The organism is Vibrio sp. 10N.247.311.14, assembly GCF_041467715.1.
Classification (GTDB): domain Bacteria; phylum Pseudomonadota; class Gammaproteobacteria; order Enterobacterales; family Vibrionaceae; genus Vibrio; species Vibrio crassostreae_C.
The window spans coordinates 1-14,811 of sequence record NZ_JBFSVE010000081.1 but is presented as its reverse complement, the minus strand read 5'-3'; the positions used below and the strand labels follow the sequence as shown (position 1 = coordinate 14,811).

The following is a 14,811-nucleotide window of genomic DNA, read 5'->3' as shown; positions in this document are numbered from 1 at the left end:
AACATTACGTTAGACGGAATTTACGCTGAGCTTAGTGCTTAAGGTTCTGTCTATGTAGTCATCATATATTAATTTCAACCTTGGCTCCTCCAAGTAAAAATCTAATACACATTCATGCCATGATATATTTATTAGAAATTATAAATATATCAAATAAAATTAAATTTAAAAAATATTTTAACTAATTTCCAGTTTTAGACAAAAAACGTCAGATTTTACTGCCACAATCTACACACTAAAATAATAAATTAGGCTTATCCGTGGTTAAAAAATTATTACAGATTTTTGTTGATGAACTTTATCGTCTCAACTATAAATCGACTAGCATTACACATCGTCTTCCATTTTATTGGTATCGACCATTTAAATTAATAAGCCGATTACTTGTTTTACCCATCATATTTCTATTTATGGTTTAATTGTAATGAACAAAAACTTATCAAAATTAGAATGGTCACTATTGGTGACAACAATTACTTTCATTAGTCTTAGTGTCTTCCTTTACTACTTCTTATGTAAGAACTTGTTTAATGGTGGATTCAACGATGTTCTTGAAATAATTGCTGTATTGGTGCTGACTTATGGCTCATTTGTTTTTGCAAACTATAGCGTAACATTATTGGCCGAGAAGTATTGCAGCCGTAGGGTTCAACATGAAGATCATTAAATGGGTAATCTCGGCATCAACTTCGCTAACATTCTGGATTTTCATACTATGTTACTACTTCTCTAACTCAATCAACGCCAACACTGGAGCAAGTATGGCGCCTACTTTTGAAGGTAAGTACTGGACTATGGTCAATGGTGTTCGTTTGGGTAGATACAATCCTGAACACGGTGATGTCATTCGGTTCCTGCACCCTCCAAAACACCGTTCTGAAAACATCTCATTCAGAAAAAGAGTGATTGGTATACCAGGTGATACTGTTATGTTAGATATGGGAAAACTTTATATCAATGGTATAAAGGCATCTCATGGAATAACGAATAAAGAAGATGGTTACATATATATAAACGAGAAAGTTGGTCTTCACGATTATAATGTAAGGTATTCGAAAGAAAAATCAAAATTATTAAAAAGTAATCTTACTTGGCACGTTCCAGAAGGTAAAATAATGGTATTAGGTGATAATCGTGATCACTCCTATGATTCAACCTTTGATAGTTTCGGATATGCAGACATTAATAATGTTAACGGTATCTATAACAAAGTGATACTCAACGTAGCAAACGGTAGCCGTAAGTTAAATTGTAATTTAAGAAGCTCATCTGATTACAACATCCTCAACAGAAATTGTTAAACATTGTGATGACAGATGTAAATTAACCGGGCTAACTTCAATAGCTAATTTTTAGATTATAAATAACGATAGTAGCTGTCTATTAATAATAGGTAACGCGGGGTATCCCACGTTACCTTTATTATTTATATAGGCTTACAGAAAGTGCAACGGAATCAACTCCAGTCCTAGCACACCACTGATGCTCATCACCACCAGCAGAGAGACCTTGAAGACTGTCTTTGACCACTGGATGTAGTTAAGACAATCAACCTTACGGAACGTCACTTTGGTCCACATAAAGCAAACGGCTGCCGACACGGCTAGGTATTCATAACCCGCCTCTCCGAGTAAAAATAACCCCAGAGCAACCGCACCAAACGCCACCACATAAGCTTTCATGTGCTGATGTGCTTTATCAACGCCCTCTTTCACCGGTAAAACAGGAATGCCTGCATCGCGGTAATCCTGAATGCGGAACATCGCAATCGCATACGAGTGTGGCATTTGCCATAAGCAGAACATGATGAACAGCAAAACCGCTTCTAAGCTCAAGTAATTCGTCACACCAAGGTAACCAACTAATGGCGGAACTGCACCAGAGATACTGCCAACTAAGGTGCCGTAAACCGAATTACGCTTGTACCACATGGTGTAGAAAAAGACGTAAAACACATAGCCAAGCAACACCACAACCGCAGACATCGGATTAACAAATTGAAACAGCAACGCTGTGCCTGCCAACAACATAACTAACGCATAGATAAATGCGACGTCTGTGTTGATATTGCCCTGAACCAATTCACGGTTCTGGGTACGTTTCATTTTCTGGTCGATATCTCGATCAAAGATGTTGTTCACCACGCAACCTGATGCAATCACAAGCCCTACACCCGCTAAAGTCGTCAGTAACAACATCGCACTGGCTGGTTCTGTTTTTGCGGCGAGGAAGAACCCCGCCGCAACAGAAATCAGGTTGCCGAAAATGATGCCCGGTTTGGTAATAGACAAATAACTTTTCAGCATACCCTAGCCTACAGCTTCATGTTGACGTTCATGTTGTAGATGATCCATACCGAGCCAGCGATAAGGATCAATACAACAATGGCGGTAAACATCAGTGACACCAAGTTCCAACGCCCATCGGAAGATTTCGCTTCCATATGCAAGAAGTACTTAAAGTGCACAAAGATTTGTACAAGCGCGCAGCCGAACAAGATCACGTACGTTTCTGTGCTTGGTAACACATGCGCCCACACGATGTAGAACGGAATAATGGTGAGAATCAGTGACGCAATAAAGCCTTTCACATAATCCGTTGCACCACTGTCTAGATGCTGTTCCATTACATCACCCCCATTAAGTACACGATGGTAAATACACAAATCCAAACGATATCAAGGAAGTGCCAGAACAAGCTCAAGCACTGGAAGCGCATCGACATGTTGTCGTTCAAGCCTTTGGTTGAAAGTTGGTGGTACGCCACCGCCATCCAAATCAGGCCAAACGTTACGTGCAAACCGTGAGTGCCAACCAAGGTAAAGAACGCAGAAAGGAATGCGCTTTCTTGAGGGCCATAGCCTTCTGCAATCAAGTGATGAAATTCATACACTTCCATACAGATGAAGGCTAAGCCCAATACGAAAGTCACTTTGATCCAGCGCTTCAGTCTGGTCACGTCTTTGCGCTTCATCGCAATCATGCCAAAACCGAAGGTGATACTACTGAACAGCAGCATCATGGTTTCGACAAACACGAACGGCAGTTCAAAGATGTCTTTACCTGTCGGCCCTGCAATTGATCCACTCTCAAGCACGGCATACGTCGCGAAAAGCGTGGCAAACAGGACACAGTCACTCATCAAGTAAACCCAGAAGCCAAACAACTTGTTGCCCGCAGCTTCGTGGTGATGATCATGCGAATGTGCAAGATCATAAGTGTGTGACGGAGTATTAGCTTGCATACGTCGTCTCCAAGTCATCTTTATTGTCGTTATTACCACTATCAGCATCACTGTCAGCGCTGTTACCACGACCAGAATGATCGCCTTTCACTGACTGTTTTTTCGCTTCTGCAAGCTCCGCACGTCGAGCCGCTTCAATCGCTTTGATCTCTTCAACTTCCACGTAGTAGTCCACATCGTCGTTGTAGCTGTGTTGAATACACGTCACCACGATACCCACTAAGCTTGCAGCCGCTAGCCACCAGATGTACCAGATCATTGCGAAGCCAAATGCCAACGCCCATGCAGACACATAAATGCCTGTCGGTGTGTTCTTCGGCATGTGAATACGTTCGTATTCTTCTTCCTGAGTTGGATCAAACTCACCACTTTGCTTTTGATACCAGAACGAATCGATCTCATCGCCCTTAGGCAGTTTTGCAAAGTTGTAGAACGGTGGTGGTGACGATGTTGCCCATTCGAAGGTACGTCCGCCCCATGGGTCACCGGTTAGATCTCGGTTTTGGTCGCGGTCACGAACACTCACGTAAATCTGAACGAACTGACACACCACACCCATCGCAATCACGCCCGTACCTGCAGCCGCAACCGCCAATAGTGGGAAGAACTCAGGGTTAATGTCTTGGCTCAAACGACGCGTCATGCCCATAAAACCTAGAGCGTAAAGCGGCAAGAACGCCATCAAGAAGCCGATGATCCAGCAGTAGAACGCGCGTTTTCCCCAAAGCTCGTTCAAAGTGAAACCGGTCGCTTTCGGGAACCAGTAACCAATCGCAGCAAAACAACCGAACACAACACCACCGATGATCACGTTGTGGAAGTGAGCAATCAGGAATACTGAGTTATGCAGAATGAAATCTGCGCCCGGTACTGCCATTAATACGCCCGTCATACCACCAACAGTGAAGGTGATAAGGAAGCCAACTGTCCACAACATAGGTGTTGTGAAACGGATACGACCTTTGTACATGGTGAACAGCCAGTTGAAGATCTTAACCCCGGTCGGGATAGAGATAATCATGGTTGCGATGCCAAAGAAGGCATTCACATTGGCGCCTGAACCCATGGTAAAGAAGTGATGCAGCCAAACCACAAACGCTAAAATAGTGATAGCCACCGTCGCCCATACCAGTGAGGTATAACCAAACAGTTTTTTGCGAGAGAAGGTTGCAGTCACTTCAGAGAACACACCGAAGATAGGCAAGATTAGGATGTACACCTCAGGGTGTCCCCATGCCCAAATCAGATTCACATACATCATCACGTTGCCACCAAGGTCGTTGGTGAAGAAGTGCGTGCCGATGTATCTATCCAAAGTCAGTAACGCGATGGTGACCGTTAGGATTGGGAAAGAGATGATGATCAGGATGTTGGCACACAGAGATGCCCAAGTGAACACTGGCATCTTCATCATTGGCATAGATGGAGTACGCATGCGCAAAATAGTCGCGAAGAAGTTCACACCCGTTAACGTGGTACCCACACCGGATATTTGCAGCGCCCATATCCAATAATCGACCCCGACTCCCGGGCTCGCCTCAATACCAGACAGCGGCGGATACGCCAACCAACCCGTTCGGCCAAACTCACCTAAGCCCAGTGACATGTTGGTTAGGATAATACCCACAACAAACAGCCAGAAGCTCAAGTTATTCAGATAAGGGAATGCAACATCACGAGCACCAATTTGCAGCGGCACGATGATGTTCATCAGGCCGATAACCAGTGGCATCGCGACGAAGAAAATCATGATCACGCCGTGAGCCGTGAAGATTTGGTCGTAGTGATGTGGCGGTAAATAGCCAGTCTCACCAGCTGCAGAAAGCAATTGCTGACTGCGCATCATGACCGCATCGGCAAAGCCACGAACTAACATCACCATCGCGACCGCAATGTACATGAAGCCTAGTTTTTTGTGGTCTACAGACGTAAACCATTCATTCCAAAGGTATTGCCACTTACCGGCTTTTGTTACCGCATACACCACTAAACTACCCACTAAAGCGATCATGGTTAAGGTGATCAAAATAATGGGTTCGTGGTAGGGAATTGAGTCTAGAGTTAATCTTCCAAACATGACGATTATCCTTGGGTTTCCGGCAGACAGTTCATTGAACCAGGGTGCTGGGTCACGACATCAGTGAATAAAAATGGTGGGATACTAGAAAACAGCGTCACAGGTTCAGCCACACTTGGCGCGGCCAATGAACGGAACTGCTCCCAATCTTCAATGCGATCAGGACTTGCTTTCACTTTCTCCACCCAGTTTAAAAACGCCACTTGATCAGGCAGAGCTGATGCGGTGAATTTCATCTGTGAGAACCCTTTGCCACTGTAGTTCGATGCAAAACCTTTGAAGTCACCTTCGTGGTTTGCAATCAAATTCAACTTGGTCACCATTCCCGGCATCGCGTAGATCTGCGAACCAAGACGCGGGATAAAGAATGCGTTCATGATGTTGTCTGAAGTCAGCTTAAACGTCACCGGAACATCTTTCGGGAACGCAACATAGTTAACCGTCGCAATGTTTTGCTCCGGATAGATGAACAGCCATTTCCAGTCCAGAGAGACCACTTCGATCACCATAGGCTTAACGTCACTCACCAGAGGCTTTGATGGCTCTAATTCGTGTGTTGTTCGCCAAGTGATGGTGGCTAGAATCGCGATGATGATGATTGGAATCGTCCATACCACCACTTCAATCTTGGTTGAGTGTGCCCAGTCAGGTGCATACTCTTCCGTGGTATTGCTCTCGCGGTATCGGTAAGCAAAGTAGATGGTCATCAGAATCACTGGGATGACGACAATCAACATCAGCAACAGAGCCGTGATAATCAGCTCTTTTTCCTGAACGCCAACGCTACCTTTTGGGTCGAGCAATGCGGAGTTACATCCTTCGAGCATCAGAACGGTTCCCAGCAAACCAATCTTCGACAAATTTGTCCTCGATAAAATGCGTTTATATCTTGAAGCTTCCATTAACTTTCTCGATGGTTATCCAGCCTCAGAACGAACGTCTGAGTACTGGTTGTCATGATCATTAGAATATTTATGTGTTGAGCATGTGAAACGCCGCATCTCAAAAAGCAATGCAATAAGGTTCGTTACTGCTGGGTTAAAACCACACAGAAAACATGACTTAATTGTTACACTTTGAAATACATTGTTACATTTGGCGCATTATGAAGAGTTGAAATTGAAAGCTCACCAAACAAACTTGGAAACTAACCTTCCATTAATGAATGTGAAAACTAAGGAATAGAAGACGATTAAGACGCACAGCAATATCGTGCTACACAAATGGAGCCAGTGCTGACAAGGGATCTCGAAACAGTAGATAAACACTCGCGCGTCACCACTGCTCAGGGCAAGTTCAAGGTACATTAGAAAGAGCGAATAAATAGAAGTGTGACGCCCATCAAGATTGTGAATTCACATACCATTTACAAGGTATTCACTGGTTAGATTATTCAAAATACCCACTCATTCACCAGCAAGATAACCAAGCATTCATCGATGTACTACTGTGACGAATTGAAAGAATATTATGACTAACAGAAAGGATAATTTGACTAATTGAGAACGTTATAGCGGTGAAAAGAACAACACAATGGTAGGAATTGGGATGAATTTATCGAGAATAACAACACCATAATCGAGCCAGATACGGCTCGATTATGGGCAATTGAAAAGCAGTTAAATTAAAAAACAGTTATGCCGCTTGAGTCGCGATGGTTTTTCGCTGATTTCGAGTCATCAAGTGATAAACCACCGGCACAAAGTAGAAAGAAATAAGCGTGGTTAATACCGTTCCGCCAACAATCGCGACCGCGAACGGAGGCCAGAAACCACCGCCAGCGATGATCAATGGCATAAAGCCGCCAACAGTCGTTATCGTGGTTGAGCTGATATGGCGAGTACACGACATCACAGCTTCAACGACTGCATCTACATTCCCGGAGGAAGCCTCTTTATCGAGTTTCAATTCGGTCAAAATCACAATGGCCGCGTTAATCGCTAAGCCCGCAATCCCAAGCATCGCGATAATCACCGTAAAGCCGAACGGATAACCGAAGATCCACACCGACAACAGCCCTAGTCCACCAGCCAACCCTGCTACCATGAAGATGATGCTGCTCATTCGGAACGAGTTGAATGACATCACCACCACCAACACCATCAATACCACCACAACGGCGACATTCGAGATAAGGCTGTTAACTGAATTGTCACGCTCAGCGGATTCACCACCAAAACCAATCGTATAACCCGATGGCATCTGATAGCTTGCTAAGCGTTTCTGGAATTCATTAAGGACGGTTTGAGGTAAAACACCCGCTTCAATGTAACCTTCAATGGTGTTCACTCGTTGCCCGTTACGACGAGTAATCGCGCCGCGGCTGGTCGTCAATTCCAGTTCTGCCAGAGTCGAAACATTAATTCCCGTTGAGTACACCTCAGAGCTAATTGGCAAACGAATATTGCTTAAATGCGCTAGGTTTTCACGCGCTTCATCCGCGACACGAACACGGATTGGTACCGACTCACTGCCTTCAATCACCGAGCCACTTTCACGACCTGTCAGCGTAGTTTGCAGCATACCTGCGAACTGGTTCAATGAAATACCATTCAGCTTTGCGGTGTCTTCATCGACCTTCAACCACACCTTAGGTGTACCCGGTTGCAGTGTTTCCCTTGTGTGCGTCACATGAGGAACACCCGCCAAAATCAATCGCACATCCTCACCAATCGCTTTCAACGTATCGAGGTTTTCACCATAGACACGCAGTTCAACGGGCGCAGTAAATGGAGGCCCTTGGTTAAGCTTACGTACCAAGATCTGTGCTTCCGGAACCTCTTCATCCAACACCTTTTGCAACTGTGGAATTAGCGTATTGGCTTGGTCAAAGTTCTCTGTTTTCACCATGGCTTGCGAGAAGTACGGCGCGTTATTTTGCCTTGCTTGCAGGTTGTAATAGAAGGATGGGAAGTTTGCGCCTACGAGCCAATCGATACGCTCCACTTCAGGGTAACGATGAATGATATCGTCGATTTTTTCAGAGGTATTTTTGGTGGCGTAAATGCTCGCTTGCGGCGGCATATAAACCTGAATCTCAAACATATCTCGGTCTGATGGCGGAAAGAATTGCTCAGTCAGCTGAGACATACTCCAGTAACCAGTAAACGGAACCAACAACACCAAAGCAATCGTGATGATTGGATGCGTGACGCCAAAGCGAACAGAAGATGAGAACCAGCGCGTCAAAGCCGGGATTCTCAAACCCGTCATGTACCAATGGTGCTGCCCTTTCTTGTCGACATCACTGAGTTGTTTCGGCAGTAGCTTAGTCGCTAAGCCTGCGATTAAGGTGTGCGAGATGATGTAAGAGCCGATCAATGAGAAAGAAACGGTAATCGCAATACCACCGACAAATTCACCCGATGCACCCGGCATCAAGATAATCGGGGCAAACGCCAACACGGTAGTTAAGGTTGAGCCTAATAACGGTACCCATAAATGCTTCAACGCATTCATGGTCGCTTCAGCGCGCTGTTGCCCTTTCAAGCGATAAGCTTGAATGGTATCGACCATCACCACCGCGTTATCAACCATGATCCCGAGCGCCACAATTAGGCCTGTCACCGACATTTGGTTAATCGGTACACCGGTCATTTTCATGATCGACAAGGTCAATAATGAGGTTAACGGTAGAGAAATGGCGACTAAGATCGCAGCACGTACGCCTAAAGTGACAAACAGCACAATCAAAATCAGACCGAAACCGATCATCAAGCTTTTGCCTAAATCGTCTAAACGAGTTTCGGTATAGCCTTGCTGATTAAATAATACCGTCACCTTAACGTTACTTGGTAACTCTTGCTCAAATTTACCAATCAGAGCATTAGCTCGCGACGTCCAGTTATCGACTCGCAGATCAGGATGCATTCTTGCCGCGACAATCACCCCCGGCTCACCATCAATAATCGCAATTTGATCTTGTGGGGTTTTCTCACCACGCTTCACAGAAGCAATGTCTTCCATGCGAATGATGTGACCATTACTGTCGGTAGCGATTGGGACTTGCTTGATACGTTCAATAGAGTCCAGTTCCGACTCAATTTCCAAACCAAAACGGGAATAGGCACTGACCAGTTCACCCGCAGAGTTCTTGGCGTCTGCCCCTTCTAGCGACTCAGCAATATTAGCACTTGAGCGCCCCAACGCAGCGGCATCGGCCGTACGTAAACTGATTTGAATCTCTTCTTGCGGCATCCCGTATTCATCAACGAATTCGGTACCCGATAAAGTTCTTAGTCGCTTGGCGAGCTCTTTGGCATAACGGCCCAGCGTTAATCTGTCAGGCTCGCCTGCACCAGACCAAGTTAGCGATGCGATGGTCGTGAAAGCATAGGTATGGTCGCTATCGAGATCGGGAGATTGAGCACCCGCAGGCAAAATGGATTCGATGTCAGATAACTTGTCCCGAGCTTGGGACCAGACAGGTTCTGGCTCGGTAATGGTATCGTTAAGTTCTAGCGTAACAATCGATACGCTCGGCCTAGAGGTTGAACTCACCAATTTAACTTCACTCAGCTCACGCAGCTTGTTCTCGATTACCTCAGTAACCAAGGTTTCAACACGCTCGGCACTGGCGCCGGGGAAGCTGGTTGTGATGTTCGCGTAACGGTTGATGATTACTGGGTCTTCTGCACGTGGCAACGTCATGAACGCCGAAATACCACTCACCATCAGCAGCGCGGTCATCAAGATAAGCAGTCGAGTGTTGGAAATAGTCTCTATTATTTTCATACTATTTCCTACTCAGCCGCACTGACTGGTTTCACGATTTGGCCCGGAACTAAGCGATGTAAACCACTGGCGATGACCTGTTCACCGTCTTCAATCGCCCCACTCACATACGCTTGTTGATTGTTGGCAAACAACACCTGAACACTTCTACGTTCAACCTTATTGTCTTCACCAATCACAAAGATGTTCCACACACCGCGCAATCCATCAATCAAACCCGTTAATGGCACCCAGTAACCTGAGTCATCAATCTGCTCATCAAATTTAAGGTAGGCAAGTTGCCCTTCCAATACCGATGATTGTTCAGGGAATAGGTAACGCAAACCAACACTGCGAGATTGGGTGTCGACCATTGCGCCGGGATTCAATAGCTCCACGGCATAATCTGTTCTCCCAACTCGGATGTTAGGCGAAGAAAGTGAGGTGACTTTTTGCATTTGGTGAGCAGGAATACCGATGAAGGCCTCTTTGCCCTCAGAAGCGAGCAGTGTAAGAGTTGGATTACCCACATTCACCACATCTCCGAGCGAAACAAAGCGCGTCGCGATGGTTCCAGAATAAGGCGCAAGCACTGTCGACTTCACCAATTTCAGTTCGTTGCCTTTTACCGATGCATCGATGCGCAACAAGTTCGCCTGCAATACGCGTTGCTCACTGGTGAGAGAATCAATCTCCGCTTCGGCACTGAAGCCTTTCGCTTTCAATGAACGTTGACGTTTAAGGTTCGCTGCCACCAAACTCAATTGAGCTTTGACTTCTTCAGCCTGCGCTTTCAGTTGGCTAGACTCGGTTTCCAAAAGTTGGGTATCCAATCGGATCAATGGCTGACCCGTTGTGACTGTGTCACCGACATCCACCAGAATCTCATTGACCTTACCCGCCAATTCAAAACCCAAATTGGCCTGCTGCCCGGCCTTTACCACACCGACATATTCACGCTGTACCGCATACGATGGAGAGCGTTCCAAAGCGACAGTTTCTACTGTTAAGACTGTCGACGCTGCACTACTCGATTCCACTGCAGCATTATCTGCATCGGATGCTGTCTCGGCTTGTGTATTTTCGCCACATCCAACAAGAAAAGCCGACAACGCCACTGCCACTGCCACTGCGCTTCCCTTCATCAATTTATACATACGTACTGTTCCTATGCGGTACTCAATTATGTTCTTTTTTTAGACTAACCAAATCAAACTAGACTGTCTAGTTTGATTGTGTTAAAAATAAGTTTCATGGTTAGTGTTTGATAAAACCATCACAAAAAGCATAATGCTTAGCGCCAAATGAGACACCTATAGCGGAGTATCAATAGGCACTAAGCAAAGAGACAAGCTAGGTAACGACCCAACACCAAGTAACGAGAAGCAAGCACGTGACAAAAATCATCAAGAGTGAACAGAAGAGATCGCAGATCTTAACCGCAGCCAGCCAACTTTTCTCTGAACATGGCTTCAAGATCAATATGGATCAAATAGCCAAAGCAGCGAACGTTTCCAAGCAAACGGTCTACTCTCACTTTAAAAACAAAGACGAGCTTTTCGAAACCTGCATGCAAACTAAGTGTGCCGAGCGCGAACTCAGCCCTTCTGCTTTTGATATGAATGCCACTTTGGAAGACGAATTGGTGAAGTTTGGTGTGAAGTTTCAAGATTTGTTACTTGATGAGCAGTCCAGACAGACCTTTCAAAATGCTGTGAGCCAATCCAACACGCACCCAGAGATCGCCTCTATCTATTTAGAAACTGGGCCTCAGAAAACCACCAAATTACTTGCTGATTATTTGCAGTCGAAAATAGACTCTGGTGATCTCACACTGTCGACATCAAGCTCACCAGTCATTGCAGCACGCCAACTGTTGCTGATGTTTCACGGCAAATCGGCGTATTGGTCATTCTTCGGTCACGATAGCGGAGAATCCGAAGAAGAAAGGCTTCACTACACTCGCGAATGTGTCGCGCTATTCTTGAACGGCAACCAGCCTCGTTAATTGTAGCTCTATCTTTGAATAAAAAAGGCACAGAGAAATTCATCCTCTGTGCCTTATCAATCATCAGTCACTCTCAGCAATAACAGCGATCGGTTTATTGGGTATGTTCCACAACGATCAGCTCATCGGTATTGAAGCCACGCTCTTTCGACATGGCTTTAAACTTCTCCATCACTTCTGGTGCGACTTCAGGCGTTCTTGCGAGTAGCCATAAGTAATCAGTGTCGGGCCCAGAAACAAACGCGTATTGGTAGCCCTCTTTGTCTAATTCAAACACGACATAAGCGCCGTAGAAAGGGCCAAAGAAAGACACTTTCAAATAGCCTTGTTCAGAGCCCTCAACGAAGTACGCTTTTCCTTCCGCTTCGTTCCACTCACCTTCTTCCGCCGAATAACCACGGTTAATCACCTTCACGCCGCCATCATCACGAAGGCTGTATTCAGCGCTGATGTTGTCTAAGCCACGCTCAAACGAGTGATCCAAACGAGCCACTTCGTACCATTTCCCTAGGTATCGTTCCAACTCAAACTGTTGAACAGGCTTTACCGTTTCGGGCATGCCAACACAACCACCCAATAAGATCACGCTAAGCAGCAATAATATTTTTTTCATCCTAACCTCGACTTGTTTTTATTAGTAATGCGAGTAAGTCTCTTGAAAACATAAACTTACATCCTTGGTAATACGTTAAATCCATTTTTATAGCTCACTTAACTGTAATTTATTCAGAACCTTATGTGAATTGTTTAGTCTGCGAATGGATTCGCAATCCTTTATTGACGAGCTGTATTCCCACAACCACCTCAAAAGGCACTGGAATTACATTCAAACAAGAGAGCAACCAAGGACACTTTATTATTAAAAATTCACGATATGATTCTCGCCACTCGCTTTCTATACTTACTAAACCGTGGAACATGGAAGACATAATAATGAATAACAAGCTCACTCTGCCACGTACTGCATGGATAGCATTACTCACAAGCTTATCGGCCGTAGCGCCGGTGCTTGCACAAGCCAACACTATTGTTCAAACACAAACACCAGTTCAAGCGCAAACATCTGTTCATAACCAAAGTGCTGACCAGATCTTTATCAATGCTGATATATACGGGCATCGTGAGTCGGACTCGATCGTTACCCACAAAGGCAAGATCATCTTCATTGGTAACCAATCACAGGCGCAAACTTTTCAAGGGCAAAGCACTGATGTCATTGATTTAGACAATGCCTTTGTCCTTCCGGGATTTATTGATAACCATAACCATGTGTTTGAAGCCGCCTCAGAGCTGGGTGGCAATTGTGAACTCGACTCTGAAGCAACGTTAGAAGAGCAAATCCCCTACTTAGAAGCGTGTAAGATCAATGCTGATACCGATGGCAGAGGTTGGCTTATGGGCTATGGTTTTTCTTTGGAAGCGACGCTCGATAGCGACTCTGACTACACGCCACTAGAGATCATCGACAGTGTCTTCCCTAATCGCCCCGTGGTGCTTATGGAGCAGACTTCACACTCGATGTGGGTCAACTCAAAAGCACTAAAAATCGCTCGAATCAGCCAACAATCTCCAGACCCACAAGGCGGTGTTTATTTAAAAGACCAAGACAGCAGCAAGCTCAATGGCATCTTGCTAGACAATGCTGGCGATCAAGTGATGGAGATGGCTTGGAATAGCCAAAGTGAACTGTTTGAGCAAAGCTACCAAGGCTTAATGTTCGGGCTTGAGGAAGCGGCAACCCACGGCATCACCACCATTGGCGACGGTCGCATGTATTGGAAACGAGGTTGGTATGACGTTTGGCTAGAGGCCGAGCAAAATCAAGACTTAACGGCGCGAGTATCGCTACGCCCTTGGGTGTACCCATCGATGGTGATGTCTTCTCAATTAGAAGTCTTTGAGAAAATGCATTCCGACGATAAAAGCCATCTGTTACTTGTCGATCAGGTGAAAATGTACAGTGATGGCATCTTTATCAATGGCACCGCCAAAACACTCGCGCCCTACTTAGATACTTATCTACCCCAGTCTCCTAATGGCTTGAACTATATTCCGCCAGAACAAATTAAAGAATGGTTAACTGCGCTCGAGAAAATCGGCTTTAGCGCCCACATTCATGCGATTGGTGATGGAGCGGTTCGTGAATCTCTTGATGCGATAGAAAGTATTCGCAAACAAGGTTCAACCAAACCCTACACCCTAACCCATGTCGAATTAATCAATGATGAAGATGTGCCACGCTTTCGCCAGTTAGATGTAACTGCAGATTTCCAAGTTGGCTCTGATTACGTTGCAAGGCATCAACACCAATGGGCCGAAGCTTTCCTTGGTGCTCGCCGTGCCAAAGCCATGATGAACCTCGATGCAATACTCAAGACCGACGCCAATATCACCTTAAGCAGTGATTGGAACGTACACGACATCAACCCATTGGTCGGCATCGCGAACAGCTTAATCATGGGCAAAACCGGCCTAACCGATATCTATACCGCCATCGACGCTTACACGCTCAATGCCGCCAAAAGTCTTGGGATTGAAGACGTAACAGGTTCTATTGAGGTAGGAAAATCCGCTGACTTCGCCATTCTCGACCGCGACATCACCACAGTGTCAGCAAGACAAATCGCCAAAACTCAGGTGTTGATGACGGTGTTACGCGGGAACGTGGTTTACGAAAAATAGAGCCAATTCGCGTATCGAATTGGTTATCGCAACTCAATCGAGTAGGAGGAGGCCTCACGGCCTCCGTCCTCTCACACCACCGTACAAG

11 protein-coding genes are annotated in these 14,811 nt (G+C 45.5%); 3 read left to right on the top strand and 8 right to left on the bottom strand.

What is annotated here, in order from left to right:
- Nucleotides 1-653: 653 nt before the first annotated feature.
- Nucleotides 654-1,301 carry a signal peptidase I gene (gene lepB, locus AB6F11_RS20765; protein ID WP_102393152.1) on the top strand — a complete coding sequence of 216 codons (648 nt, stop codon included), beginning with the start codon at nucleotides 654-656 and terminating at the stop codon, nucleotides 1,299-1,301.
- 135 nt (nucleotides 1,302-1,436) lie between these two features.
- Here the strand turns inward: lepB and cyoE are convergent, their stop codons facing one another.
- From cyoE to AB6F11_RS20730, 7 genes are all read right to left on the bottom strand, one after another.
- Nucleotides 1,437-2,306, bottom strand: coding sequence for a heme o synthase (gene cyoE, locus AB6F11_RS20760; protein ID WP_016800920.1), 870 nt, complete (start codon nucleotides 2,304-2,306; stop codon nucleotides 1,437-1,439).
- A gap of 8 nt (nucleotides 2,307-2,314) precedes the next feature.
- Nucleotides 2,315-2,626: a cytochrome o ubiquinol oxidase subunit IV gene (gene cyoD, locus AB6F11_RS20755; RefSeq protein WP_004736302.1), complete on the bottom strand. Its 312-nt coding sequence runs from the start codon at nucleotides 2,624-2,626 to the stop codon at nucleotides 2,315-2,317.
- The gene (gene cyoC, locus AB6F11_RS20750) at nucleotides 2,626-3,243 is read right to left on the bottom strand and encodes a cytochrome o ubiquinol oxidase subunit III (protein ID WP_017072434.1); all 618 of its coding nucleotides are present in this window, start codon (nucleotides 3,241-3,243) and stop codon (nucleotides 2,626-2,628) included. The genes cyoD and cyoC overlap by 1 nt, the downstream gene beginning before the upstream one ends.
- On the bottom strand, nucleotides 3,233-5,320 hold the full coding sequence (cyoB, locus tag AB6F11_RS20745) for a cytochrome o ubiquinol oxidase subunit I (RefSeq protein ID WP_102393154.1): 2,088 nt from the start codon (nucleotides 5,318-5,320) through the stop codon (nucleotides 3,233-3,235). The genes cyoC and cyoB overlap by 11 nt, the downstream gene beginning before the upstream one ends.
- 5 nt (nucleotides 5,321-5,325) lie before the next feature.
- Nucleotides 5,326-6,222, bottom strand: a complete 897-nt coding sequence (gene cyoA, locus AB6F11_RS20740; RefSeq protein WP_102393155.1) for a ubiquinol oxidase subunit II — start codon at nucleotides 6,220-6,222, stop codon at nucleotides 5,326-5,328.
- A gap of 733 nt (nucleotides 6,223-6,955) precedes the next feature.
- Nucleotides 6,956-10,054 (bottom strand): efflux RND transporter permease subunit, encoded by a 3,099-nt coding sequence (locus AB6F11_RS20735; protein ID WP_102393156.1) that lies wholly within the window; start codon nucleotides 10,052-10,054, stop codon nucleotides 6,956-6,958.
- Nucleotides 10,055-10,062: 8 nt separating this feature from the next.
- Nucleotides 10,063-11,190, bottom strand: a complete 1,128-nt coding sequence (locus AB6F11_RS20730) for an efflux RND transporter periplasmic adaptor subunit (protein ID WP_102393157.1) — start codon at nucleotides 11,188-11,190, stop codon at nucleotides 10,063-10,065.
- A 236-nt stretch (nucleotides 11,191-11,426) separates the two neighbouring features.
- Here AB6F11_RS20730 and AB6F11_RS20725 point away from each other — a divergent pair, with 236 nt between their 5' ends.
- On the top strand, nucleotides 11,427-12,041 hold the full coding sequence (locus tag AB6F11_RS20725; RefSeq protein ID WP_102393158.1) for a TetR/AcrR family transcriptional regulator: 615 nt from the start codon (nucleotides 11,427-11,429) through the stop codon (nucleotides 12,039-12,041).
- A gap of 94 nt (nucleotides 12,042-12,135) precedes the next feature.
- Here the strand turns inward: AB6F11_RS20725 and AB6F11_RS20720 are convergent, their stop codons facing one another.
- Nucleotides 12,136-12,654 carry a lipocalin family protein gene (locus AB6F11_RS20720; protein WP_017060193.1) on the bottom strand — a complete coding sequence of 173 codons (519 nt, stop codon included), beginning with the start codon at nucleotides 12,652-12,654 and terminating at the stop codon, nucleotides 12,136-12,138.
- Between the two features lie 320 nt (nucleotides 12,655-12,974).
- On the opposite strand from AB6F11_RS20720, the gene AB6F11_RS20715 reads away from it, so the two are divergent.
- Entirely contained in the window at nucleotides 12,975-14,723 is a 1,749-nt protein-coding gene (locus tag AB6F11_RS20715; RefSeq protein ID WP_102393159.1) for an amidohydrolase, read from the top strand.
- The last annotated feature ends 88 nt before the right edge of the window (nucleotides 14,724-14,811 follow it).